The organism is Candidatus Hydrogenedentota bacterium (genome assembly GCA_035416745.1).
Classification (GTDB): Bacteria; Hydrogenedentota; Hydrogenedentia; order Hydrogenedentales; family SLHB01; genus UBA2224.
The window spans coordinates 110,771-136,455 of record DAOLNV010000002.1 but is presented as its reverse complement, the minus strand read 5'-3'; the positions used below and the strand labels follow the sequence as shown (position 1 = coordinate 136,455).

The window sequence follows — 25,685 nt, the reverse complement described above, 5'->3', positions numbered from 1 at the left end:
GGTCACGGCCGGAGGAGTCTTGTTGCAGACTGACCGCGATCTTCAGTCCCAGGGCTCCCGGCGACACGTTGAGGAGAGCATCGCACGCCCCGACTGCGAAGCAGAGGCGGCGTGTCAGGATAATGCCCCCATCAAAAAAGCTCTGCATGGCCCACGGCCCGGATCTCCTCTGTTGCCTTCGCCGTGCGCACTTCCACCAACCGGCCGTCTTCCAGCCGGGCAATCGCCTCGAACCGGCCAAATACCCGCGCGTCGTGCGTTGCCAAGACAACGGTCAAGCTCTTCTGGCCCGCCAATGCCTCGATGGTGTCGAGGACCCGTCCAGCCGTCGCTCCGTCGAGGTTGGCCGTCGGTTCATCTGCCAGGAGGACATCCGGGTCATGTACTACCGCTCGCGCAACGGCCACCCGCTGTTTCTCACCCGCCGAAAGCACGGCGGGAAGCTCGGCCGCCTTTTCGGCAAGACCAAGCGATTCAAGCAGGAGGCCGACCTTGGATCTTCGGGCGGCCGGCTCTTTCCTTAACAGCACCAGGGGCAGCTCGACGTTCTCTCGGACGGTGAGTTCCGGCATGAGCGCATCTTGCTGAAAAATGAATCCCAGGCGCGCGCGCCGAAATGCAGCTGTTTTTCTTTCGGAGATGCCAGACAACTCGATGCCCAGGCAATGAACCGTGCCGCTATCCGGACGATCCAACGCTCCCATCAGGTTCAACAGCGTCGTCTTGCCGGAACCGCTCGGGCCTACCAACGCAAGCCGTTGCCCAGGCCGCACGTCCAGACAGACATTGTCTATCGCGGCGAAAGGCTGTCCCCCCGTCAGGAAACGGCGTGTCACATTCTCGAGCGATATGGCTGCGTTCGGCGTCATATGTCCCTCATCGCATGGCTCACGGGCCTTCGCGCCGCCACTATGGCAGGCCAGATAGCTGCGCCGGCCGCGGCGCACAGCGCAAGTGCCTGAGGAGCAAAGGTCATGAAGGGTGTGACACGCGGGTAGACGATCGGATTCACGCTGAAGTGGGGATTGGAGGAAGTGTATGCCGACAGATCGAGGCCCACATGGCCCCATGCGGTACCAATCGCCCAGCCCAGCCCCGTACCGAGCAGTCCGGCCGCCAGACACATCAGCAGCGCTTCGAACACGACGATTCGAATCACTTCGCTCGGACGCACTCCAATCGCCTTCAAGACCGCGAAATGCCGGTATCGATCCATTACCGAGATCAGCAGCGCGTTCGCAACACCAAAACCCAAGATGAGCACCACAAGCGCAATCATGATGCTCATTGAAAACGCGTTCAGGTCCACTAACTGTGCCACTTCCGGCAAGAGCTCCGGCCATGTCGACAACTTCTCGTCCGCTGCTGCAGCATCGGACAGGCGGGTGCGGACATTTTCAGGGTCGGCTCCCCGAAGCAGAAAGTACGCCTTTTCAAAGAACACCTGCGGTTCATTCAACTCGGATGCGGCCTCAAGCGTCATGAACGAGACCCCGAGGTCAAAGGCGCCAATGCCGGAACTGTAGATCCCGCCAACACGCCGTTCCCACTGCTCCGACGGCGTCGTGACGAGCACCGAATCGCCTACGTTCAAGGAAAGCTCTTCTGCAGCCGCTTTTCCAATCAGAAGGTCCAGGGGGGCTGCCAGATACTGGCCGTTCACCATGGCGCGCTCAATGGGCGTAAACAGGGCTTCCCGTTTCGGGTCGACCGCCCAAATCGTCGCGGGTAGTGTTCCATGGTCGCTTTTGAGCATTGCGCTGAACCGGCAACGGCGCAGAGTGCCGGCCAATTCCAAGTCTCCTGCCGGGTCTTCGGGTGTCCGGGCGCGGTCCAGCGCGTCGTGCATCGGCATGGGCCCCGCAACGCTCGCTACATGCCCCGCGTGCATGGCCACGGCATTTTCGATCATCGTGTCGTTCACGCCCACCATGATCGCTCCGAGCACCACCAGCGTGCCTACGGCGAACGCAACCCCAAGCAGGGTGATACCCGTCCTCTTGCGCCGCCGCACACACGAACGAAACGCGAACCGCAACCAGAACATCACACGAGAATCTCCTGTTTGGCGGCATGGCGCCATACGGGATCGGGGTCAAATCCCAACGTTCCCCTGATGGCGCCGGTCAACGCAACAGCGTGCTCCTTTTCGAAACCTGGGATGGCGGTGCACAGCATCGTTTCCACCTCATCGAAGAGCTGCGCGGCATGCGCAAATGTCCTGGAGCGCGCGGTAATCAACCCGGCCGCGACGTGTTCGGGGGACGGCAGGGCGCCTGCGCCCGGCCGCAGGAACGATAGCAGAAGGCCCCGTTCCGCCTCCGATCCGCCGTAATAAGCATACGAAACCACGGCGTTATGTTGCCCTCGTTGCAGATCCCGCGCGATATCCTTGATGTCGTCCAGCGCCTGGCAGGCCAGCCCGAGACCGCTCAATGCCTCTCTTGCGCATCGTGTCTGCCCTGCGTATGCGTCGCCCATTTCCTCAATGAGAGACAAAGGCGCTTCAAACAGCAGGCCGGTCTTGCGATAATGCACATCGTCACATATGGCTTCGGGTGTCGGTACGGTCCTTGCCGCCCCTGATTCTTCCTCGTGCTCCTCGAGTCCGCTCGGCATTAAGACCCGAACTGCCGTGCGCATGAGCCGATTCGCCTGAGCCAACGAGAACCGGCCTTCATGCATCATCTTGGCGGCCAGCTCCGAGAGCACGCGGTCAGCCGTCATGACCATAAGCACGGAACGAAACCGGGTTCCGTCGCCTGGCAAATCGAACGGAATGACCTCCTTGTATTCGTCGTCCAACAGATTGTCGCATCCGGTTACCAGCGCCCGTATGCACTGATTCACCATCGCATAAAATCGGACCTTGGCGTCAGACAAGCCCAACGACTTTGCCGCTGCTATAAACAGCGTTGAGAAAAGATTGCGCTCCGGAAGGAGCAGCCGTTCTTCCAGCGGCCTCAAACCACATGAGCCGCCAAGGATACTCGCACATCGACGATGAAAGGCCCGCACGGTCTCCTGCTGGATTTCAAGGCTCTCTGCCCACACAGGGCAACCCGCAAGCGTACGTAGTGCGTCTTTCATACCTGAGGTTTCCTTGCGGACAGGACGCTGATGTACCCCGAAAACCGAGCCAATTCAACCATGTCCACAAATCCTGCTTCGGGAATAAGCGACCTCATTATTCCATCCATGTTTTCTTTGATCTCTGGTTGCCGAAACAGGCGCCACGCGACCACCGACATCGCCCGCCCAAGCGCCGTGTACGGCCGATCCATGTCCGCCACGATGAGCCTGCCGCCCGGTTTCAAGACGCGCAACACTTCACACAAACAACGCACTTTGAGTTCACGGTCCACGTGGTGAAAGAAAAGGGCTGATGTGACCGCATCGAAGGTCTCCGCATCATAGGGCAATTCCTCGGCCAGCGCCTGGCGGTAGTTGCAGTTGTCGCGCCTCCGCTTGCGGTTGGCCACGCGAATCATCGGTTTTGAAGCATCAATGCCCACCACGGTTGCGCGCGGATACCGTTCCGCAATCGCAACCGTCAACAAACCCGTGCCGCAGCCTATATCCAGTACATACTCTTCCCCATCGAGCGCGAGACTGTCCGCCACCCAATGGTTCAACTTGGTTTCCTGGCCCAGCGTGACGAATGGTTGAACCCAATCATACACGGCTGCGGCTTTCGCCAATACACGCCCCCGGGTCGGGAGGACATCGGGGAATTCCGTTTCATTCCTTGTCGTGCGTGTCATGGCCCAATTTCCCGCGAAAAACAAAGCGCGAACTCCGCGCGTCAACGCTATCACGACAAGCACGAAGCCACCGTATTTGTGCGCCAGCTTCAACAGCTTGACATGCCGGAAACGACTCAATGACAGGCTGGTTGCTGCAGTAAGAAGTAGAACGGCTGTCTTGGTGCCCGCGTAATCGCGCCAGACACTGGACCCAGATCGCCATTTGATGCCAATCTTCGCCGCCGGACTTTGGTCCAAGCCCAATATCCACGGCCAAGGACGTTGATGTGTCCGCTGCGCCAAAAGACTGTACGCCAAGGATGGCGGCGGCAATCATGGTCAAAGCAATCTTGGGATGTTCTCTGGCTTTCGCCCTGTTCATTGCAGATTCCCAACGTCTTCGGACATTCCCGACCCGCCCGGGCCCGAAGTCTTATCCTTACGGTCTGTTTCGCCCTGCTCGACACACGAAACGAGGTATTACCCCAAGAACACACCACGGACGGGGTTTAGTCCCTGAAGTCCCAGGCGTTGCTCGGCGGAAGAGAGTCCATGGCTTTTGGTCAAGATAACCAGCGGATAACGGATCCGGATTATGCGCCCCTTGACTGAAGATCCCGGCTGGTAAGTCCCTAGCGGATAAGTATCCAGCGACGGACACGCAATGCTTTGATGCCAATCCTGACGGCTACGCGATTTCAACATCACCGTGCCCCGGCGCTTCCAGACGTTTGGTCTCTTTCCAGCCGTCGCTCTAGGCGGGGAGCTTCGTCTGGACATACTCCCAGAGTCCGATGATGGCGTAGTACGACATCACCATCGAAAACAGGATGGTGGCCAGGCACGCTACGTTCATGACGGCAGAGTTGGCCCGCGCCCCCATATACTTCTTCTGGTTCAGAAGCACGGTTATGGCAATCGTTGAAAACGGCAGAATAACCGCCAGAAGCGCCATCGTAAGTATCATGAGGAATACCGGTTTGGCGATGGTCGGGGGAAAGTACGGAGCGCCTAACGCGATCAAACTGCCAATCGACACGAGAACCCTGCTCGAAGTCGACCGGGGATTGAGGGGCTTATTGGTGTAGTCGGAGATCAGCCACGGGCCAATCAGAATGGTCGGAATGAGACTGGAGACCCCCGCCCCGATAATTCCCACCACGAAGAGCGTGATCGCGAACCGTCCCGCCAACGGTTCAATTGTTCTGACCATGTCAACAGCGGCTTCGACGGGTTGACGGGCAATATATAGCGTGCCGGCCGCACATATCATGACGGCAATACTCAGGATAAACATCGTGCCTACGGACACAATCGCGTCCGTCCGGGAGCGTTTCTCGTCATCCGCTTTCCATCCTTTCTGCTTCAAAGTGATGCTTCTGCAGTAGAGGATGGCCGAGCTGAACGTGGTGCCCGCCATCCCGGCCACAAGCAGTGACGCGCCGGGCTCTTGGGGAACACGCGGCACGAGGCCCACCAGAATGTCTCGCCAGGACGGTACAAGCAGAAGCGCCGTGAGAACGAAAGACACCCCCATCACCGCGACCAATATGGACAGCAGTTTTTCCAAAAAGGCGTAGCCGCCTCGCCATAACACCCAGAACAGCAGCCCGGTGCCTATACCAGTAACCAGAAATTTGATGGCGCCGTTGTAGTAGCCGGTCGCGAACCGGATCCATTCAAGCACAAGGTCTACGATGATGGCCATAAGTCCTGTGATGCCCGCGAACTCGGCCATGGTCACGGCGGCAAGCAGAAACAGGCTGATACCCTTGCCAAAGGGAAGCCTTCGCTTGATGGCGTACAGGATCGTGTCTCCTGTGACGAGCGTGTACCGGCCGAACGTGAGGATGCCAACGTAGGTGAACACGCAGGATAGTACCACCGTCCAGGTCAACGACATCCCCCAGCGCGAACCCGCCGAAGCCATCGTCGTCACGCTGCCGGTGCCGATGTTATAGCCGATCAGGAACAGGCCGGGCCCGAGGACTTCCAACATCCTGCCCAGCGGCCTGCGCTTTTCGTTCTGCATCACCCCCTCCGTTGTGCCGACACTGAACTTTATCCGAAACTCTCGTGCCGTTCAATTGAGATTTGGCCCCAATCCGGGTAACACGGCGATTGGACAAACCCACACAAAGGACGCGGAGGAAATGGCGCCTGCGCGGAAGCGAAATCTATTCAACTTCTCTGTTTATAGTGCGGGAAATGCCGTCCTTGAGACGCGGAAACTGCGCCGTTACAGCCATCTTCTTGGACCTCGTGTTCCGTCCCTCACTGCACTTGATAGCGAGCCCCTGGTCAATCGCTGCTCTCCAGCCCATGTCTTCCGGGATTCACCACCCATGAAGCCCCATGGGGTCGAGTTCAACGCCGCTGCAAATGAGCCCAGTCACCATAGATGCAGAGGGGCAAGTATGGCCGTCATGGGTCAGAACCTTGCAGCCCTCTGCCCGGCAGGATATACTAAACAAAGTGGAATAGCCGATGGGGTCCAATAGAATGAAACAGAGTCACTGCCCCTGTTCCGGCGCCACGCTCGATCATTTTCTCCGGCCGGCGGTTATGGCTGTTTTGGCTCGCGCGCCTGCCGGGCTGCATGCGTATGTGATCTCCCAGCATCTTCGGGACGCAGCCATTATTAGCGATAGCCCGCCTGATGCCATGGGCCTCGATCGGGTTCTTAAGGCCATGGAGAAGGAGGGGTATTTCAGGTCGGACTGGGACACGGAAGGCAGCAGCCCGGCTAAACGCGTTTACGCGTTGACGGAAGAGGGTTGGAACTGCCTTCAACGTTGGAAGAACACCTTGGATGCTCACTCGCGCAACCTTGAACAGACGGTGACCTTCATCGAACGCAGCCCGCAACCCGTATCCAAGGAAATCCGGCAAGAAATCATTCACCCATGTTGTGTGCCTATTAGAAGGAACGCGAAATGAAAGACGCAATCATGAAAAGACATGGATTCACGCTGATTGAACTGCTGGTCGTAATTGCCATCATCGGTATCCTGGCGGCCATCCTGTTGCCCGCTCTGGCCCGTGCCCGTGAAGCAGCGAGACGGGCCAGTTGCGCGAACAACCTCAAGCAAATGGGGCTAGTATTCAAAATGTACGCTGGCGAGTCCAGGGAACTCTTCCCGCGAGTTCACGGTGACCAGCCATGGGGCAGCGCCTTGCCTGTAACTTGCCAGAACGGAAGCACGCGCGCCAACCTGGCTCCCCAGATGCGCGCCATTTTCCCGGAGTACTTGTCTGACCTCAACGTTCTGGTGTGTCCTTCCGACCCGCAGGCCAGTAGCGCGGACCCTTTGGGTATCGTTGAAGACGCACCGGGTCAAACATGCCCAGAGTATAGGGGTCTTCCTTCGAAGTCCGATGCGAGCTATCTCTATTACGGTTTCCTGCTCGACAAGGTTTCGGAAAAGGACCCCAGCTTTGATGTGAGTGCGTTTGGCATGCCTTCTGCACTGGTTTCCACACAGATGGCGTACCTGATGGCGTGCCTGTCGTATTACCCGCCGACATTCAGTGGCGCCTTGGGCGACAAGAATCCCGATAACGATTCGCAGATGGACAAGGATCTTGACGACGCAGCGGTATATGGCATGTTCTCAGCGATGTCAACGCCCCCGGGCGTTCCTTTTGGAAATGGCGGCGGGACAACTCTCTACAGGCTGAGGGAAGGGATTGAACGGTTCGTGATCACCGATATTAACAACCCTGCCTCGTCGGCCACGGCACAAAGCATGATGCCGGTCATGTGGGATATCGTGTCTGCAACCACGTCGGCGAGCGCCCAGTTCAACCATATCCCCGGCGGAGCAAACACGCTTTATATGGACGGTCATGTGCAGTTCAACCGGTACCCGGACGAATTTCCAGCCTCGCCCTCCTTCGCGGCCGTGGCGGCTTTGTTCAGTTTGGGCGAATAGCTCCCAAAAGAGGAAAAGAAACTGCTAGAGGAATTCCAGCTGGATAACAGAAAGGTTGACGCGCCGGCCCTGAAGATCCTGCTCATCTGCGTCAAGGGTGTGAAGCCAGCCGGGGCGGGCTCAGGCTGAATGTCACGTTCTCGTTCTCCGAACCGTAGTAGCCCCCCCAACCGATGTTGATCGCCGAGATGTTGGACAGGTCGAGCGGGCGGTCCGTTATGGGGCACCATCCTGCCCGCCGGAAACGGTTCAACGCCACGTAACACGCGTGGTGGCCCGGCGCATTCATGGGAATGCCCGTGTCCGCCATGTATTCCACTCCGGAATTGTCACGGAGGATGACCAGAAGCGGCACGGCAGCCTGCTGAGCTTCGGGGAGCCACGCGTCAAAAACGATGTAGGCAGCTTCGTGCAGACCGGCGGGCGCCGGATAGTTGAACGCGGCGAAAACGAAGGTGTCCACGTTCCCTTTGGTAATGGTTCCCGAAACACGCCACGCGGTCTGGTCTGCGGAGGCCAATGACGGGGCAGTCTCGATCGATGCCGTCACGAATTCGCCGTGTGATGGGACAGGAGACGTTTCAGGCAGCGCAGTTACAGCCACTTGGGGCAAGTCCCCGGCTTGCACCTCCTTGCGGGGCCGCGGGACAGCGCTCTTGAAGGTGTAAAGCATTGCGCCGTAGGAATCCAAGCGGACGGGCACTCCTGCGCCCGGTTCTATTGCGGTCATGCGTCCCGTAGCGGGCTCCCACTGCGCGCCGCCGCCTGTAGGGGAGAAATCGAGTTCACCTTCCCACGGCTGGCCGCTGTCGTTGATGACAAAATAGACGTCGTTGTCGTCGATGCGCCGGTGGGCTATACGGAGAGGGGCGTCCGCGGCGGACACTCGCACATCGGGTTCGAGCAGCGCATCGAGCACCAGCGGCAGAAGCGCTTCCGCGCCGGGGGGGAGGAAGATTCCCGCTCCGCCACCGCCGTTCGTGGTGATGTGGGGTTTGGGGCTATCGCCGAACATCGCCCCGGCAATCTGGAGAACGCGAGGCGATGGGAATTCCGTTTCGCTGTTGGCTGGCATGGACGTCAATGCGACAACAACGCCGCCGGACTGGTAGAATCGTTCGAGGTTCTCCCATGCCGCAAGCGGCAGTGTATCCGCGTCCGGCAGAATGACGATGCGCCAACGAAGTTCGCGGAATTCGAGCGCGCCATCGACTGCTTTCGCCTCCGTCAAAGTACGAGAATCCACGTGCGTGAAATCGCGCCTGGAACGGAACAGATTGTTTTCGGCATCGTGAAACACCCTCTCGACGCGGTGGGCTTCAACAGACGATTCGGCGACCCAGTGGCGCGCGGGGGTGAACCGCACCCAGGCGGTCTCGATGGGATGCAGCAGCGCGATATCCGTCACTTGATGGCCGCCCCGCACCATCGTACAGCAGCGTCCCACCCACTCGTTGAGCCGTGTCATCTGCCCGGCGGTCAATCCGCTGAAGGAATAGTAGCTGGTGATGGTGTTAATGCCGTTCAGGATGAGCCGGTTGCAGGTGCCGCGTATCTCCTCCTCGGTGACTACCCGCACGGGACGCGTATCGCCCTTGGGCCGGTACCGCTGCGCGTGGTCGGACGTCTCGCACATGGTGACGGTGCGGCCCTCGAGTTCGGCGGCACTGCTGATGAGCCGGGCGACGAACCACGGGACATCGTCGGGAATGCTTGTCAGACAGTCGATGCTTGGCGCGTCAAGACGCCGCATGCAGCGGAAAGAATCCCCGTACAGGGGAATGCTGGCCAGGAACGCCTCTTCGCAAAGCAGGTGGCCGCCGCTCAGAATGTTGTGGCCCTGGCACCACGCCTGTATCTGTCCGAAAAAACTCTCGGACACGAGTTCGCCTATGGTATTCCAGTAGTCGTAGCGAACGCGCCTTCCTTCCGGCCCCATATTGACGAAAAGGGCCGGCAGATTGGGCTCGAGGGCATAGCCGCGCCGCCTCTGAAATTCGGTGGCGGCGTTATCGGCCCAAGGCAGCACCCGGCGGTCCTGCCTGGTCATGAACATGCTCATGAGCGACGGTTCGTCCGTGAAGGTGGCCACGAAGTACTGTCCGAGGTCTGTTCCGAGCCTGCGCGCGTATTCCGCGTGCGTGACTTCGATGAAACGAGCCGTGGGTTCCGGAGGAACGAGGTTGATATACGGCAGCTTGTAGGCCAGACTCACCGCTGCATGGGTGCCTTCGTACAGCACGTCCTCCGTGAAGACAAAGGCATGCCAGGGGCCCGGGGGCGCTTCCCAGACGAGCTTGCCGTCGTGCACGAACGAGGATATATCGACAGCGCCTTGCGAGGATGCGACGCCGTCTTTCATCGGGACAGCAACCGCGCGGAACAAGACGCCCTTCGGCACATCGAGGGTACATGTTCCCCCGTCGACCGGTGCATCAACGACGTGGAGACCGCTGGCTTCATACTCGGGATGGTCACGCAGAGTGATTCCGCCCGCTGCGCCAGAGGGATACCCGCATTCGTCATAAAGCCACAACGACATTCCGAGCTTCTTCGCGGCGTCGACCCCCCGGACGAATGCCTCCCATTTGGCATCGCTGGCCATATATTCGTCGAAGGCTACGTTGGTGACAATCCCGCCAAAACCTTGCGATATCAGCGACAGGAACAGACGGTCCTGGTCATCAGGGGCATCCGGAAGAGCGTGCACGATCTTGAGAATCCGGGCGTCGGCAGGCGGGTTTTCGAAACGTTCCTCGAGGGGCCTGTCGGATTGCGGCAGTCGCATCATTTGATTCACCTCGTCCTTGGGCAGCAAGAACAGGACGGGACCAACGATCCCTCCCGGGCCGCCCACATCTCGTACGCATATCGCCAGGACATTTTGCTCGCCGGGCCGGGGACAGGATGCGGGGATGGTGTAACGCCGGAGCTTGACCGCCGCCCGCTCGACGCCTGGTCCCGTTTCGCCCACAACCGTTCCGTTCAGGTATGTGCGGTCCTCGTCGTCTACAGTTCCCAGAAAGAGCTCGAGGTCCTTTTCACGCCATTCGAGCGGAACGACAAACCGGAGGCGATACCATGCGACTCCGTCGTATGCCGCTATCGAAGGCTCGTTTGCCGCTTCCGCTTGCGTCTCCCATGCGCCCGGCACATTCATGGACCGCCAGGCGGAATCGTCATAGTCCAGGCGGGCAAATCCTTCCTGCTCTCCCGTATTCTCAGGATCGGCACGGAACCGCCACAGGCCCTCAATGTTGCCGCGCCGGTTCTCGAGGGCCGCCGGTTCCGCGAAGGCGGAGGCCAGACTCGCAAACGCCGCGCTGACAAGCACACACCGCAAGATAATTCGCATTCTCGTTTTTCTCCAAAGGCCGCGGGCAGAAGGCGCCGCGTCGACAATCGAACGAGGCCTTTCCATGAGTGGACCAGAATACCCCACTGGACTTCAAATGGGGATGCTTGCCCGCTTCTGGACTCAGTGGCCCCCTTCAGGGAGAGGAGTCAGTTCGGTCAGAAGATCGCATTGATTGTAATGGACGGCCATGTGTTGATTGTCGTCCACGAAACGGACAGGCCGCAGCGATACGAATTGCTTCGGGGCATTTCTGCCCTTGCCTTGGCCGGAAGGCAGGTTAAGGGTCCTGTTCTTGCGGTCGTTGCCGAAACCGGGGATAAGCGAAGCCGAAGCGCCACGGGCTCAAGAAACGCCGTCTGCGATGCGCGTCCTTGTCCCTCGACAAAGAAGCCTCTCGGAAGACCGGGTGAGCGCGCCCGCGGTTATCACCCTTTCTTCTTCAGAATGCCGCCGCCTCCCGAGCTGGCATAGATGCCTTGCATGTTCATCTTGAATTCTTCCTGGTTGTCGGATGCGGCGCTCGCGTCCTGCTCGGTGATAAGACCCTGTTTCGTAAGCGCGACAAGGCTCATGTTGAAGGTCTGCATATGGTCTTCTCTTCCCGAGACCAGCGCCCCCGGGATTTGCTTGATGTTGTTGTCGCGGATAAGCGCGCTGATGCCGGGGTTGTTGAACATGATCTCGACGGCCGGGATGCGCCCCGAACCGTCCGCCGCCGGCACAAGCCGCTGGCACATGATCGCCCGCAATTGATGCGACAACTGGGCGCGGACTTGCTGGTGCTGCGCGGGCGGAAACAGGTCGATGATACGGTCGATGGTCAGCATCACATTCGTGGTGTGAACCGTGCTGAAGACAAGGTGCCCCGTCTCGGAGGCATGTATGGCTGCCTCGAAGGTCTCCACATCACGCATTTCGCCGATGAGGATCACGTCGGGGTCCTCGCGCATAAGCGCCCGGAGGGCTGTCTTGAAATCCCGGGTGTCGATGCCGACTTCCCTCTGGGTTATGGTGCTCATTATGTCCTCATGGACGAACTCGATGGGGTCTTCAAGGCTCACAATATGGTCAGGGCGGCTCCGGTTGATAATGTCGATGATCGCCGCAAGCGTGGTGGACTTGCCGCTGCCCGTCGTTCCCGTCACGAGAATGAGGCCCCGGCGGAAATCAGCAATCTTCTGGACCGCGTCCGCGGGCAGATTCAGCCCCCGGAAGTTAGGTATTTTCCCCTTTACGTGGCGCATGATAATGGCGATTGTTCCGCGCTGTTTGAGTACATTGACCCGAAACCGTCCGACGTCGTCCATATTCATGGCAAGGTCGGCGTCTCCCGTTTCGAGAAACCGCAGCTTCTCCGTCTCGGTCATGAGTTCGTCAAGGAACCCGAGCATGTTCTCTTGAGTAATAGGCGTTTCCCCGGCGAACCGGCAGGCGCCATCGACGCGCAACACGGGCGGCCGTGAAACCTTGAGATGGACGTCCGACGCGCCCAGTTTAACGGCGTAGGACAAAATGCGCCGCAAATTAAGCGGACTCCGACCGTGCCGCGCTTGGAAGAGGAGTTCTGGGGCCATCAGCGTACCTCCTTTGAACGGTGGCGGTGACGGGATTATTATAACACCGGGAAACGCATCGGCAAGATAGCATCCGGGGATAAGGCGGAGCTTCGTTTCAGGACCCGGATGAGCGGCATGGCTGCGCCGCCTGAGGAGGCCATCGTGGAAACAGCGGTTGCTATACAACGCATAGCCGAACTCGAACTGCTCAGCAAACTGCCACAGGAGGCCCGAAATCAAGCAGCGGAGGTCTTCCTTGATGTTTCCGATCTCCTTCAATATGACGACGGTGAACCGCTCATCAACCAAGGCTATCTTTCCTTTGACACGGGGTACGTGTTGGTGGATGGCCGCGTCGTCGTCGAGGCTGGCCAAAAGGAGTCCATCACCATTGCGGCGCCGGCCCTGCTCGGCGAAATGGCCCAGTTCAAGACGTTTGACATCCGGTCAGCTACGGTGCGTGCGCAGGGTAGCGCGGTAGCGGCGCAATTCTACTGGGAGGACCTCTATCGAGCGGCCGAGCAGGAGCTCCCGGAGGACGCTCACCGCGCCTTTCGCAATGCGGTCGAGCGGCAGATCTGGGAACGGTTCGAGTTCAAGGAGATTGTGAACCTGCCTCTTTTCGCGGATCTTCCTGAGGAGTTGCGGTTTCGCGTATGTCTTCCCTTCCCTTGTTTCGCCGAGCGTGTTCGCCTGAAAGAGATTGATACGCTGTTCACGCAGGGCGCGCCCTGCAAGAGCCTCGGCTACTTGCTGGTCCGGGGCAAGCTGAAGCTTATTCGCAAGGACGTCGGCGCAAAGTCCACCAGCGCACCTGATCTCATCGGCATCTTCCCCAACAAGGGGGAGAAAGGCAAAGAATGGTCGGCCACGGCGATGGCCGACGGGGAAGCCGACATCCTTCGGTTTTCCTGGGATCACTACTCGAACCAGCTCGTGAAACGCCTCAGCCGCGACGAACAGGTCGCTTTTATGACCTCGATCAAGAAGAATGGGGCAAAGCATTTCTGGCACTGAGTCTTCTCATGTGAGTTTCGATTGCCACCCCGGAATAGTCTCGCCCTTTCGCATGAGGGCTTACATGCCCCGCCAATGTCAGCGAAGCGCAGCACCTGGCTTTGCGCCAGGCGTCGGGTATCAGTCCGGCGCCAAAAGACCCCTACTGAGAGGCGCAGGAGCTCATGCATCCCGGTTCGACGCCGAAGGCTCGCAGGTGCTGGTCCCGTTGAGGATTCTTTTTCCTTTCGCCGAGATACGCCTGGATCGTCTGGCGGCAGAAGCTGGGTTCGCGGAGTTTGTACTGGGCGAAACGTGCCTGCACCTCCGGCAACGCCATCTTGTCGCGGTATTCCCGTTCTAACAGAGGCAGCACGAACCGTTTGCGAAGCGCTTGGTAATGAGACGGATTGAACGATTCGTCGAAATCCGGAACCACGTATTGCCGCATGTCAATCGGGCGAACCATGGTCCACTTGCCATTCTCGAGTTTCAGGAACGGCTTTTCGCCGCCGCACAAGTCGCGCGCCATAAGGAACCCCTGAAAACCCGCTTCGATATCGGCATAGGAGACGATGCCGTCCACAAGTCCCCCGACCGTTACGCGCTCGCGCCTCAGCCCGTCGCGGATGATCTGTTCCATGGCGTCGTTCTCGGTCTTGCCGAAGGTCCGCAGCCGCAGGTACTGGTTGTAGTAGCGGCGCCCAAACCCGAAGAAATGCCCGAATTTGTCCGTCCCGCAATATACGTCGCCGAGGCGAACCGTACGCGACAGGGGAAGCATGTAGGGAAACGACCGTGCCCGGTAAATGCTCATTCGCTCATATCGAAAATGGGAAACGGAGGAATCGGGGTAGCGGTCCACCGCGCTGGAATGATGGAGCCAATTCCGGAATTGAGACGCATGAAGCCCTTTGAACAGGTGCAGATAGATCTTCCGCGTCACGTTTTCGGGCGTGCAGGGCGTCTTCTCCTCAGCGTTCATCTCAGCGAGAAAGCTCTCGATCTCGGCGTTCACATGGGCGTTGATGGCTTCTGAGGAGTCTTTGAGTATCACCCCCCAGGTCATGTACTGGTCCGTCTCCGCCGCATGGACGTTGCCGAGACAGAGAACGACAACCACGACCCAGGCGGCGCGCGAGAATCTCGTTCCAATCGCAATCATGACACCACTCTTTGTTCCTCCCGTGAACAGTTTACAGGAATGAACTTATGCGGTTATAGCTCCGAGGACACGCGGCCGCCCGGCGCACACGGCTGGCGGAACGTCACCGGGGCTGAATGTCAGTAGAAGGTCTCCACCTTGGCGGGGCCTTGGAGGCCTTGCAGGCAAACCAATTCCTTTTCCGCGTCAAAATCGGTCCAAGGTTGGCCGTTGACCGTCACGCTCTTGATAAGCGTCGTCTTCGGATGGCGAAGCCGCAGCAGCACCGATTGCGGAGGGGTGCGAGAGGGGATATCGACTGTGGCGGCAATCTTCCCGTTGTCGACGTCCGAGACGATCTCGTAAGCGAACGGACCGAAGTAAGTCGGGGCATTCTTAACGGCAATCTTCTTGCCCTGCTCGAGCCAGACCCGCGGCGTTGCCCGTGCCGCCCACAGGGACTGGCCTTCCTCCATCACCAACAGGTTGCGGAAGTTTTCCATGAACCAGCCCGCAGTGCCGTTGTCGGGGGCGCTGCACGGGTCGTAGTTGCCCAGATGCCAATGTTCCCAGAGCTTTCCATCGGCGCCCACCACGGACGCGTACGAGTTCATCCAGAACCGCAGGAAGTTGGGCACGTCGTCTTGCAGGAGGTAGGTGTTGGCGTTGTACGAGGCCTTGGGCAGAATGACAAAACAGTTCCAGAACCAGGCGTCCTCAGTTGGAAGTCCCTTGCTCTTTCGCGCTTCTTCCTTTTCCTGCACCGCGCTGGCCGATGTCCCCAGCTCCTCCATCAGGTCCAGGGTATCAACCATGCGGGGATCTGTCGCATCCAGCGCGGCAAACGGTTCGGCCAGCGGCAGCGCCCCCATAAATCGGTCGCACTCCGGAAACTGGGGAGCGCCCAACTCCGGACCCGTGAGGCCTCGGGCGTACGCCATGCGCGGAAGGTAACTGTGAAACATGCCGTCGCGCCCGAGTCTCACCGGCGCCAGGACCGCTTCCCGCTCGACCGCGCGGCGCAGGTCTTCCCGAAACGCCTCGGCCTGGTCGCGGTAGGTGCGGCCGGTTTCCGGCTCGAACTCCGATAGGGCGTCGGCAAAGCGCTGGAGCCCCTGCAGGGACAAGACGTTGTCGATGTAGTACCAATGCCAGTCGCAGCTGGGGATTGCATAATCGCCCAACATGCAGGGCGGCATCAGCCCGGCAACCTGCAACTTCTCCCGGTTGGGGACATCCTCCATGTAAAGGGTCCGCTGGCGAATAATCCAATCCGCCGCTGCTTGCATCCGGGCACGGTTCCGCTGGAACCACTCCTTGTCGCCTGTGAGGAAACAGCGTTCCGCCATGGCGAAGAGAAGTCTGCCTGTCGAGGCATGCGTGCCATCGTGGCTGTATCCCATGTCATGTCTCATGGACGTAGCCCACTCCAGGGCGCCGTCGCCATCCGTATAATCGCCGTCGGGCTTCGCACCCGGGGCTTTCAAGAAGTGTTCATAGACTTTGTCGGCCTCGGCGTGCAGACCGACCATGTCCATCTCGTGGGCGACGCGGCCCACCTCGAATGCCAGGCCGCCCCACATGTGCTCGCCTCTCAACTGGAAGGCCGCGGCCCGCCAGGCGCCGGCCCAGCCGGGATCCGGCAATTGCACCTGCATGGGCGGGTCCTCGACCGGAGGAAACGGCATGAGGGCGGCGCCGTCCGGGCAGGTCCACAATCTGACCTCCTGCATCAGCTCGTTCCAGGATGCGGCCTCGCGGTGTTCGCGGGTCATCTGCCGGACGCTCTTGAGGTTTCTCGCGGCCAGCTCCGCGGAGAACTGGCGGGCGGTTTGCCCGCTGCCGGCTCGCGTCACAAAAACGCCGTGGCGGGGAAGCAGGATCGAGCCGTTTTCCAGGTCGCTCACGCGAAACGTGAAGCCTGTCGTTCTCATCCAGACCGTGACGCGGCTATCCAGTCCCGGACGGTTGCCGGAGGCATAAAGCACCGGCACGACAATGCCTCGCCGTGCTGCGCCATCCCCCGCTCGCGACTGCCACCTGCACCCGCCGGTGACGGTCACTCCTTTGTCTTCCGGCAGGGGCGCGACGGGACCAACTATTGCCACCGAGGCCTCGAGCCAGCCGTCAAAGTCCCACTTCTCGGCTCCCGGCTGGAACCCCCACTCGATTTCCACATCCATCCGGTTCCAGGTCCCTATACCCGGGCCGGTTACGCGGATATCGGGCACGGGATAAGGAGCACTGTCCCCCGTTTCGGCCTTTTCATAGAATACGGCAACCATTTCCGTAGCGGCATCGACCCGGGTGCTGTAGGCCCAGTCCATCTTCGCCGCCGGATCACCCTTGTAGGTCCACGTGCGCCCATCTTGGGAAACTTCGGGATTGCTGAGAATCTTGTCGACGGTCCATCCAAACCAGCCGTACGACGTGGGATAAATGCGAACCTCAACGGCCTCGGGCGACGGAATCCGCGTTGCGCCGGCCGGCCATTGGAGTTCCACGCGGCAATCCACCACGCCTCCTGTCCAAAGCAACCCCGCCTGCAACAGGCCCTTGGGCTGCGGGGGCAACGGGCTCAACAAATCCGGCATGTCGTAGTAGATGCTCTTCAATTCTTCCCGCGGAAGCGCGGTGAATGCCGTTCGGTAGACTTTGTCGAGGCGCTCTAAGCGCCGCGGGATGAAATAGGCTTCCGGCTTGTCCTGGACCGCCAGATTGGCGCGCCACGCATACGTCCACGGCGCGATATCGACCGGCTGCCCGACAAGGCTCTCCAGTTCGGCCGCGGCCATTGGCTCGGCAACCGGGGCCGCAGTCCACAGCGTCAACGAAAGCATTGTGAAAGAGCCAAACACCGTCAGCGTTCTCATCGGAAAGACTCCTTCAGTGGGGCAAACCTGGCTGCAACTGGGTATGGCCACAGACAACGAGCCGTACGATATGACCATTGGGCGGGCATCTCAAGCCCGCACCATCGAATCTAATCAGACGCCTTGGATTGCTGTTCCTGCCCGCGTTCCTCGGCGAAAATGCTGAAAGACGCCTCGGAGGATTGGATGAGCTTGGCGGCCTCCTCCAATTCCCCCTGGTAGTACAGCGCATCGATGCGCGACAACAGGCAGCGCAGTTCCCAGGCCGTCTGCGAGGTGCGCTGTGATGCGCGCGTTTGAGCATCCAGTTGACGCAAGTCATCCACAGGCTGGTTCGTGAGAACGTGCGCAGCAATCCCTGACCAGTAGGTGTAGAAATCGGCGTACTGCAATTCCCGAAGCACATCCTGGGAATAGCGCTGGAAGTTGCCGGGATTTCCACTTGCGGCCTCAGCGAGTCTGGGCTCGGGCCCGAATGGCCGTACCGCGGACATCGCATCCATGAGAAGCCGGTTGGCGGCGGTGGCCGCCGGCAGGACAGTTTCCATGTAGCGCTTGCTCAGGTCCTGGAAGTTCCAAGTCAAGTTCTCGGCTCGTTCGTCGGACACGCTCGCCACCCGGCGCCAGTCGCCGAAGTCGTATTCCCACCGGTCAAAGTAACCGTTGCCGTCGGTATCAAACATACGGATTTCGCCTATGGCTCCAAGGCCCGCGAAATGCCCCACCTGCAACCACCCTTCTCTGGCGTGCTTGAGATGGATGCGGCGGTCGATGCCGCTGTAGTAGAGTGCGCGTTCCACGGCGGGCGTGGCGCTGAATTCGCGCCGCACGTTCCACTTTTGATTCGGCCCGCCGGTGTTCTCCATGAAGCGCCGTTCCCAGGTCCAGAACACCCCTTCCCACCGGAAATCCGCGTCGCGGTTTTCTCCATGGCCAATGGCGATGGTGTCGTCGCTGTGTTCGTGCCAGCTCAAGCCGGTTTCGCGCGCGGCATAGGCATCGCAGATGGCACGCAGACCCTCCCACGGCGTGACGATTGCGACCTGAGGAGGGCGGCGCTTCGGGTTGAAATGCTCCATTCCCGGATACTCGTAGGGCGCGGCGCCGACAAGATTGAAGCCTACATCATAGTGGAGCGGCGTGGCTGCCGAACTCCCTCCGTCAACATCGAAACTATAGCGGATGTTCACGATACCGATGCGGGCGAGGGAAGCGTCCCATGGAGCGCCAAAATGGCCGTAATCGTTCGCGTAATCGGGGTCCACATTGGGGTCGTAATCGAGCGGGACGGCGCTGCACCGGACCGCGATCTCGCTGTAACCGTCGGCGTCGGTGTCATAGAACGCAAAAGGACATTCGGAGATCGCCGACCAGCCCCCAGACACCGTGTTCAGTTTGTTCATGAAGATCATGTTGTCGCCGTGGGGGTCACTCTCGAAGAAGCTTTCGCCGCCGTATTCGTAGCCGCGCAGACTCCACATGAGGTCGTCGTCATCGAGGTCCATGCCGAACCAGCAGTAGCGAAGTTCGCCGCCCACGAAGTAGCGGATGTCCATCTCGTCAGGGTCGTTATCGCCGTCATTGTCGATGTAGTCGACGATGCGGTCGACCGTCCCGTCGCGGTTGTAATCCGCGACGTAACAATCCGAATCCCGGTCGCCGCCCGCCGCGAGACTCTGGTCTTCATCGTCGTCAATCACCCAGACAATGGCGTCCTGGGTACGTCCTCCGCGATCCTTGAACGTTTCGCGCCGCACAAGGCCGCGGCCATCATCGATAAGAAAAGAATCCCCCGGCTCAATCGCGGCGGCCTTCTCCCACCACGGCTTGCCGTCGAGGCGCAACCCGCCGGTGGGCGTAAGGGCCGTCTGCTGCATCCACCACGGCCCCTGGGCATCTTGTCCGAGCCGGAGCGGCGCCGGCTCATCGGCGGCCAACGGCGCCATCATCAAGATCAGGGCTAGCGTGTATAAGCTCATTATGCCCAACATGATAGTGGCTATTGTTCCCGAAAGTCCACATGGCGCCGACCGGTTTGTGTTCCGGACCTCGCGTTACGGCAAGCGGGCGCATGCCGGAACTCCCGGTGAAAGCTATGAGCCCCAGCTCAAACAAGGGGCGTTAGAGACGGTTACTTTTCCTCACCCAGACTGATTCTTACCCGCCTTAGCGGTGTGATGCGGACCGGTCCCAACAACCCCGACGGCGGCAGCGGTTCGAACCCGAGCAGGGCGTCCGCTGACGGGGTGGACTCGTGGATGGCCTTGCCAAACGTAGGTTGCAGATCAATCGGGACTTCGGGAAACGATTTGAGTCCTGATACGCGGTTGATAAGGGTATTGGTTACGTCAACTTCAAGGATGTTGCGTCCGGGCTGGGCCGCGCCGTCGAGGACGAAATCCTGCCCGCGAATCCAGTGGACGCCCAGATTCTGGCCGTTCAGGCTGATTTCGGCAACGGCCCCTACGCAACCCAACGACAATTCGAGGCGCGTATCTTCGGAGACGTAGCCGGACGGCAGGTCGAATGCGGCGGTATAGTGTGCCCGGCCGCTGAAATGGCGCAGGCGGGCGTCATCCGTCCACGACTTGAGGGCCGGCCATATCTGGACTTCGGAGGGCGCATCCTCGCCTGAGAACGCGACCTCCCAAGGACCGTTCACCTCATACACGGCCGGCAGGCCCTCAACCGCCTCGATGCCGTTTCGGGCTGCGTCACCCTTGGCAATCTCATAGGTGTGGGAACCATTGCGCGCGGCCAAGGCGACAATCGTTCCGTCCTCAACGCTCTGAATCTCCACAAAATCGCTTTGAGTTACATGGGCGGGCTCAGACGCGCCGGGCGCGCGCTCGAACACGATGAAGCGCGACTCGTAGGGGTCCATTGCCAGGCGGATGCGCGTGTACTCGCCATCGCGTGTGAACTCGAGAATGGGCCGGCGTTCGCCAGAGTAAGCGTTCCACCAGCAGGGCTGTCCCTCCGTCACGCGGAAACCTGTCCGCAGGTTGATCGGCGCCGGCTGTATGTTTGCCACAAAGTAGATGTCGGCTTCTTGAGCGCGGCGGTGAGTGAAGGTCAGGCCTTCGTTGTTTCTCAGGCCCGCAGCCACCAGATCAATGTCCAGGCCGGGGAGGATATACTGCCGCAAGACCTTGAGGAACGGGTCGAGGGGAGCGCTGCGCCAATCGAGTTGGTCGTCGCGATGCATCACAAGCCGGAGGCAGCATGTATGTCCCTTCCCGCAGTCCTTCGCGCCAACGCCGTTCCGGCCCGCGGATTTCTCAAACAGGTCCGCGCTGATTCGCCGCACCTCCTCGTCGTTCTGCGCGTAGTCCCGCATACCGGTGGATGCGCCGGGGACTTGCTCGAGAGCAATTACCTTGCCGCCCTGCCGCACGAAGGCCTCTATGTTCCTGTACGTCTCCACCGGGAGCGCGGAGACATCGGGTAAGATGAGGACGCCGTAGCTCATCGGGCCCAGCCGGAGTTGGGCGCCTTCCGCCGCATACCCGTGTTGCAGCATGTCGTCATTGACGAGATCGAAACTGTATCCGTTGGCCATCAGCAACTGGCCCATGCCGCCCCAGTCGAACTCGCGCGTCCACTTGCGCGCGTTGAGCGCGCTTTTCGTCCACTGGTTAGCCAGGGGAGAGTAGAGCGCGACATCGGCCGCGAACTGGCCTTGGCGAAGCAGGACGCAACACCGCGCGGTGTACTCGGCCAGACAGTGATAGTAGGGCCACCAGATGTTTTCGTGGCTGATGCGGATGGCTGCGAAGAAGCCGCGCGTGGGAACGATGCCGCGCTCCGGCGAAGCGATATATCCGTGATTATACAGCTTATTGACGCCCGCGCGGAAGTAGCCGTCGGAAGCAATCTTCAGTTCCTCGAGGGTGGCGCGATAGGGCTCCCAGTGGAGATACGTGAACGCTTCGGCCGTGACGACCTGGCGTCCATAGAGGTGCGCGCCGGAAGCCACGTACTCCCTGGGCCCAATCCGCGCATCAAACCAGGGAACCGCGTCTTTCTCGCCGGCCGTGATTTCGGCCTCCGGGATATCGGCGGCGCCGGCTCCTTCAAGTACGTCCGTGACGAACCCATAGGGCTGGATGCGGGCGCGCACGTTGTGCCGCCCGCACCATGCGAGAAAGGTTCCAAAAAAGGCGCGCATGCCCTGTTCGTGAAGAAACTCGTTCACGTCGTAACGGACCTTCGGAGAAAAGTTGTCCACATCCCACCACAAGGCCGGAAGCCATGGTACGAGGTCGTAACCCTTCTCTTCCTTGAACCGGTCGAATAGGCCATCGGTCCAATAGATCCCGTTGCGGTAGATGGGCACCTCGAAACTGTCGCCGAAGAACGACTCGACGGTCTTGCCGAAGTGCCGACCGATTGCCGCCGCGTACTGGGCGCCCAGCGCCTCGCAATAGCGGCCCATGGCCTCCTCGCTGAGATGGTCGACCGCGTTGGCGTTGTCTCTCTGAGTCAGCCAGAACGCCATGAGCTGCCACCGCCCGTCCGGCACCTCCCAGGTTATGTCTCTGCCTCGGGCCAGCGAAGAGATGTCAACCACGGAACCCGCTTCAAGGCGCCCGTCCACAACACGCGCGGCAACTACCTTGAGGAGCCGGTCCTCGGGGGCGATGGCGGGCGTAGAACGCGGGAGGTCGTTTGGATTGGGCGCAGCCGCCAGCGGGAGCGGTCCCGCGTATGTCCGGGGCCCGTCAAGAGCAATCATGCTGGCCAGCAGGACCTTGCTCTGGTCCTCTTTCGGAACCCAGTCGCCGCCCCAAATCCAGCCCGGGCCGCCGAAGTTGACCGAGAACTCCATGCCGCGGTCGCGCGCCTGTTCGACGGCATACCGGAGCAGTTCAAAGTACTCCGGCGAAAGGTAATCATGGTTGCCCTTCTCATAGACGGCTCCCATGGTGATCTGTTCAACGCCGCCGATGCCCTGGGCCTGCATCTGGTCGAGCTGCCAAGCGATGTCTTCCTTGCGCAGGGCGTTTCCCATCCACCACCACCGCGTGTGGGGTTTGCAGTCCACCGGCGGCTGCGCGAAGGCCGAACGGATATCGTCCAACGATGCTTCCGATGCGGCGGCAACACCGGCCAGCACAACCAAGAACAAAGCAGTGCCGACTGTGGCGGCTAGTTTCTTTTCCACGGCGTTCTCCCGTTGGCTGCACACGGAGCCAGCGTCTGGCGAATGCAGAAATGACGGACGGAGCACCCGATCAAGGCGTCGTGTGTCGTTGACGGGCATTTGAGCACGATTCAAGGAAAGAGGTCAACCGCCACGACAACATGAGCCGCAGAAATGCCCCCGCAGCCAGTAGAACACGTGCCTGTGAAGGTAAACAAGCGGCGTCCCAGTCATTCCATGGCGTGCACGCGATTGGGGACATCCCGGTCGCTATTCTCTTCGGGAAAGCCCCCGATTCCCGGTTGCTTTCGCGGAATCATCCCACCGCAAACGATGACGAATCTCCAAGACAGTTGATTTTCCTCGAGTAACGACGGCACAATAGCGCTCTATAATGATTTCCACTATTACACAGAGAACGCGCAAGACCAATAGATGTTCTTTAACACAAGCATGTTATAATCTTCTAAAAGCACCAGTTCGGCAGCTCTTAAGGGCCTTGAAAGAGTAGGATGCAAGTAATAACTACAAAATCACATCCATTTCCGCGCTATGGCCGCAGCGTGTGCCTTTGGCAAGAGGGGCGGTAATGGATGGGTCCGTTTCGAAAGAGCGCGAGGACGTACCGGGGTCTGAGAGCAATTACTCGTCAGCCGTCCGTGAATTGGCTGAGAAAGTTGTCGAGGACATTCGTCTTCGCCGCATGGAGCCCGGTGACCGGTATCTGACATGCGAGGAAGCGCAACACCTGTTCGGCGTCGGCAAGGGGGTCATGGATAGAGCGCTGCGGCTGCTCTCCGGCCGTCAAGTGTTGGTTCGGCGGCGCAGGTCGGGCACCTTCGTCGGGCCTGGCGCCCCCGTCGAGCATCCCGTCAAGGTCCGCACATTCTGTGTCTTGCGGTCTGAGAATGCGAGGAATCTGTCCGACTTTCCCTTCGAGCCGATGCTCGAGGGCCTTCGGCGAGAAGTGCCGGGCGCGAATGTCCAGTTTAACTTTGTGTCTGACAAGGGCGGCCTTGACTACGTCCGCCGGTTGATAGCGGCCATTCAGGAAACAGGCTGCGTCGACGGCATCGTGTCCATAGGTTGTCCTCGTGAAGTCAACTGTTGCCTGGTCAGTTCGGGCCTGCCTCTGGTGGCCTTCGGTTCATTTTACGGCGGCGGCCGCTCGAATCCTTGGGTGGACCTGGATCGGCGCAGCGCGGGCAGACTGCTGACGGAGTACCTGGTCAGCCGCGGGCACCGGCGGATGGCGTTGTTCATGGTGGCCACGGGCGGGCCGGGCGCGAATGATTTTTTCGATGGTGTGAGTGAAGCATTGACGGCAGCGGAGTTGCCGCACAATGCGCTCATCCACCGGTCCCTGCCACCTGACATCGGCGTGGTCCCCGAGCTGGCCGGCGAATTGCTCCAGATGCCCGAACGCCCCACCGCCTTCCTCCTCGTTTCTGAACGGCTCGCTCATGTTGTCGCCGCGACCGTTTCCAGCATGGGCCTGACTGTTCCCCGGGACGTCGAGATCGCCTTCTGGGACCATGCCACCGTCCGGGTGAGACACTCGCCCTACCCCCACGTTCAGCCCAGGCTCTCCGTCGAAGACGTTGCCGCGATGATCGGCGCAATGTTGAGAGACCTGGTTGACGGCAAGCCTCTGGAGCGGGACAGGATTCTGATACCCGTCGAGTTCAAACGGCCCCGTGAAGAAGAGAAGGGCATGAGCGATGAGTAGAGCTTTGAAACTCGGTTTGGCGCCTCTGGCAGTGATGATGGTTTTCGGCTCCTGCGCCGCTGTATGCCAACCGGCCGCCTCCGCTCAAACCAGGACAGGATGTGACTTACCGGGCATCGATGAAATCATTGAGGCGAAAACGGACATCCTGGGCGAAGCCGCCATGCGCCAGGCCGGCGGGCCGAGCTACGAGTTCTTCGCTGAGGCAATGCCGCCGCTGCGTTATGTCAACGCCGCGTTCCGGCACTACCCCATCGTTCTTGCGGCTCCCCGCAATGGATGCAAAGCCCGGCTGGTGAGTAATGGCAGCGCCATCAATGCGAAGGGTGGCGCACAAACGTGGAACGACGCGGGAGTTCCGGTCTGTTTTCGCGTGGGCTCGGGCGAGGTTGCGTTTGGCGGGAACCTGGCCAACCTTGACGGGCCGCGGCTGGCCGGCGGTTACCTGCCCATCGTCGAGATGAGCTACCGCGAAGGGGATGCAACATACCGGCAAGAGACCTTCGTGAGCGTCGACCCTTCCCTGGCGGCTCATGCCGTGGCGTTTGTGCGGTTCACGCTCGATGCCGGAGAAGAGGGAAAGGTCTCGGCGCTGGTGGAACCGCCCGAGCCGTTGCGGCTTGCCGGACATCACTTGTGTGACGACAAACAGCAGGTAAGCGTATGGGCGGGCTCGACCTGGCAGTGGGACCCCGCGAAACAAGCGCTGGATGCCACGATCAGGGCCAACGAAGAGGCGGTCCTGGCCGTGTTCACCGCAGCGGCGCCAATGCCCTCCACAACATCGTTTCTCTCCGGACGTGAATACCGCAACCAGCGGCGGCAATGCGTGGCCGCATGGCAGCGCCTGTTGAACAAAGGCGTGGCGCTCGACGTGCCTGAAACTGTCGTTAACAACGCATGGCGCGCCGTTCTGGCCGCGAATTTCGCGATTGTCACCGACAATACGGTGAATTACAGCGCCGGTAACGCTTACCACACGGAATACATCACGGAGGGCAGCCGCACGGTTGGCGCCTTCATGCTGTTCGGCTTTTCGAATGAGTCGGAACCCATGCTCCTCTCGCTGCTGGACCATTCCATCCCGGAGCACAAGTACGCGGTTACGGGCTGGAAGCTGCGTGCACTGGCCCAGTACTACTGGCTCACGCGGGACGCCACGTTCATGCGCTCCAACCGTTCGCGCTGGGAACCGCTCATCA

16 protein-coding genes are annotated in these 25,685 nt (G+C 60.2%); 5 read left to right on the top strand and 11 right to left on the bottom strand.

The annotated features are described in order from the left end of the window. Nucleotides 1-131 precede the first annotated feature (131 nt). The 5 genes from PLJ71_01665 to PLJ71_01645 form a co-directional block, all read right to left on the bottom strand. The gene (locus PLJ71_01665) at nucleotides 132-869 is read right to left on the bottom strand and encodes an ABC transporter ATP-binding protein (protein ID HQM47360.1); all 738 of its coding nucleotides are present in this window, start codon (nucleotides 867-869) and stop codon (nucleotides 132-134) included. Further along, the gene (locus PLJ71_01660; GenBank protein ID HQM47359.1) at nucleotides 866-2,047 is read right to left on the bottom strand and encodes an FtsX-like permease family protein; all 1,182 of its coding nucleotides are present in this window, start codon (nucleotides 2,045-2,047) and stop codon (nucleotides 866-868) included. The genes PLJ71_01665 and PLJ71_01660 overlap by 4 nt, the downstream gene beginning before the upstream one ends. Then, nucleotides 2,047-3,090 (bottom strand): class 1 isoprenoid biosynthesis enzyme, encoded by a 1,044-nt coding sequence (locus PLJ71_01655; GenBank protein HQM47358.1) that lies wholly within the window; start codon nucleotides 3,088-3,090, stop codon nucleotides 2,047-2,049. Before PLJ71_01655 ends, PLJ71_01660 begins: the two co-directional genes overlap by 1 nt. Further along, on the bottom strand, nucleotides 3,087-3,764 hold the full coding sequence (locus PLJ71_01650; GenBank protein ID HQM47357.1) for a class I SAM-dependent methyltransferase: 678 nt from the start codon (nucleotides 3,762-3,764) through the stop codon (nucleotides 3,087-3,089). Before PLJ71_01650 ends, PLJ71_01655 begins: the two co-directional genes overlap by 4 nt. Before the next feature lie 736 nt (nucleotides 3,765-4,500). After that, nucleotides 4,501-5,778, bottom strand: coding sequence for an Nramp family divalent metal transporter (locus tag PLJ71_01645; protein ID HQM47356.1), 1,278 nt, complete (start codon nucleotides 5,776-5,778; stop codon nucleotides 4,501-4,503). A gap of 470 nt (nucleotides 5,779-6,248) precedes the next feature. Here PLJ71_01645 and PLJ71_01640 point away from each other — a divergent pair, with 470 nt between their 5' ends. Continuing rightward, a complete protein-coding gene (locus PLJ71_01640) occupies nucleotides 6,249-6,686 on the top strand; it encodes a PadR family transcriptional regulator (protein ID HQM47355.1) in 438 nt (145 codons plus the stop codon). Next, nucleotides 6,683-7,681: a DUF1559 domain-containing protein gene (locus PLJ71_01635; GenBank protein ID HQM47354.1), complete on the top strand. Its 999-nt coding sequence runs from the start codon at nucleotides 6,683-6,685 to the stop codon at nucleotides 7,679-7,681. The genes PLJ71_01640 and PLJ71_01635 overlap by 4 nt, the downstream gene beginning before the upstream one ends. 91 nt (nucleotides 7,682-7,772) lie before the next feature. Here PLJ71_01635 and PLJ71_01630 read toward each other — a convergent pair whose 3' ends face one another. Together PLJ71_01630 and PLJ71_01625 are read right to left on the bottom strand one after the other, a co-directional pair. Further along, entirely contained in the window at nucleotides 7,773-11,036 is a 3,264-nt protein-coding gene (locus tag PLJ71_01630) for a glycosyl hydrolase (protein ID HQM47353.1), read from the bottom strand. Between the two features lie 428 nt (nucleotides 11,037-11,464). Beyond that, a complete protein-coding gene (locus PLJ71_01625) occupies nucleotides 11,465-12,613 on the bottom strand; it encodes a PilT/PilU family type 4a pilus ATPase (GenBank protein ID HQM47352.1) in 1,149 nt (382 codons plus the stop codon). A 144-nt stretch (nucleotides 12,614-12,757) separates the two neighbouring features. On the opposite strand from PLJ71_01625, the gene PLJ71_01620 reads away from it, so the two are divergent. After that, nucleotides 12,758-13,612, top strand: coding sequence for a cyclic nucleotide-binding domain-containing protein (locus PLJ71_01620; GenBank protein HQM47351.1), 855 nt, complete (start codon nucleotides 12,758-12,760; stop codon nucleotides 13,610-13,612). A gap of 142 nt (nucleotides 13,613-13,754) precedes the next feature. On the opposite strand, the gene PLJ71_01615 is transcribed toward PLJ71_01620, so the two are convergent. From PLJ71_01615 to PLJ71_01600, 4 genes are all read right to left on the bottom strand, one after another. Continuing rightward, nucleotides 13,755-14,756 carry a hypothetical protein gene (locus PLJ71_01615; protein HQM47350.1) on the bottom strand — a complete coding sequence of 334 codons (1,002 nt, stop codon included), beginning with the start codon at nucleotides 14,754-14,756 and terminating at the stop codon, nucleotides 13,755-13,757. Between the two features lie 119 nt (nucleotides 14,757-14,875). Further along, complete coding sequence (locus tag PLJ71_01610; GenBank protein HQM47349.1) at nucleotides 14,876-17,608, bottom strand: hypothetical protein; 2,733 nt, start codon at nucleotides 17,606-17,608, stop codon at nucleotides 14,876-14,878. 110 nt (nucleotides 17,609-17,718) lie between these two features. After that, nucleotides 17,719-19,599, bottom strand: coding sequence for a hypothetical protein (locus tag PLJ71_01605; GenBank protein ID HQM47348.1), 1,881 nt, complete (start codon nucleotides 19,597-19,599; stop codon nucleotides 17,719-17,721). 140 nt (nucleotides 19,600-19,739) lie between these two features. After that, entirely contained in the window at nucleotides 19,740-22,775 is a 3,036-nt protein-coding gene (locus PLJ71_01600) for a glycosyl hydrolase (GenBank protein ID HQM47347.1), read from the bottom strand. Nucleotides 22,776-23,343: 568 nt separating this feature from the next. Between PLJ71_01600 and PLJ71_01595 the strand changes: the two genes are divergently transcribed. After that, a complete protein-coding gene (locus tag PLJ71_01595; GenBank protein HQM47346.1) occupies nucleotides 23,344-24,483 on the top strand; it encodes a substrate-binding domain-containing protein in 1,140 nt (379 codons plus the stop codon). Then, nucleotides 24,476-25,685: hypothetical protein (locus tag PLJ71_01590; protein ID HQM47345.1), on the top strand; the 1,210-nt coding region annotated here is incomplete at its 3' end. The genes PLJ71_01595 and PLJ71_01590, both read left to right, overlap by 8 nt.

Excerpts from the sequence above, each read along its gene's own strand:
- PLJ71_01665 (HQM47360.1), bottom strand. The coding sequence starts at position 869 with ATGACGCCGAACGCAGCCATATCGCTCGAGAATGTGACACGCCGTTTC.
- PLJ71_01605 (HQM47348.1), bottom strand. The coding sequence starts at position 19,599 with ATGTTGGGCATAATGAGCTTATACACGCTAGCCCTGATCTTGATGATG.
- PLJ71_01645 (HQM47356.1), bottom strand. The coding sequence starts at position 5,778 with ATGCAGAACGAAAAGCGCAGGCCGCTGGGCAGGATGTTGGAAGTCCTC.
- PLJ71_01595 (HQM47346.1), top strand. The coding sequence starts at position 23,344 with ATGGATGGGTCCGTTTCGAAAGAGCGCGAGGACGTACCGGGGTCTGAG.
- PLJ71_01625 (HQM47352.1), bottom strand. The coding sequence starts at position 12,613 with ATGGCCCCAGAACTCCTCTTCCAAGCGCGGCACGGTCGGAGTCCGCTT.
- PLJ71_01660 (HQM47359.1), bottom strand. The coding sequence starts at position 2,047 with ATGTTCTGGTTGCGGTTCGCGTTTCGTTCGTGTGTGCGGCGGCGCAAG.
- PLJ71_01630 (HQM47353.1), bottom strand. The coding sequence starts at position 11,036 with ATGCGAATTATCTTGCGGTGTGTGCTTGTCAGCGCGGCGTTTGCGAGT.
- PLJ71_01635 (HQM47354.1), top strand. The coding sequence starts at position 6,683 with ATGAAAGACGCAATCATGAAAAGACATGGATTCACGCTGATTGAACTG.
- PLJ71_01610 (HQM47349.1), bottom strand. The coding sequence starts at position 17,608 with ATGAGAACGCTGACGGTGTTTGGCTCTTTCACAATGCTTTCGTTGACG.
- PLJ71_01655 (HQM47358.1), bottom strand. The coding sequence starts at position 3,090 with ATGAAAGACGCACTACGTACGCTTGCGGGTTGCCCTGTGTGGGCAGAG.
- PLJ71_01640 (HQM47355.1), top strand. The coding sequence starts at position 6,249 with ATGAAACAGAGTCACTGCCCCTGTTCCGGCGCCACGCTCGATCATTTT.
- PLJ71_01650 (HQM47357.1), bottom strand. The coding sequence starts at position 3,764 with ATGACACGCACGACAAGGAATGAAACGGAATTCCCCGATGTCCTCCCG.
- PLJ71_01615 (HQM47350.1), bottom strand. The coding sequence starts at position 14,756 with ATGATTGCGATTGGAACGAGATTCTCGCGCGCCGCCTGGGTCGTGGTT.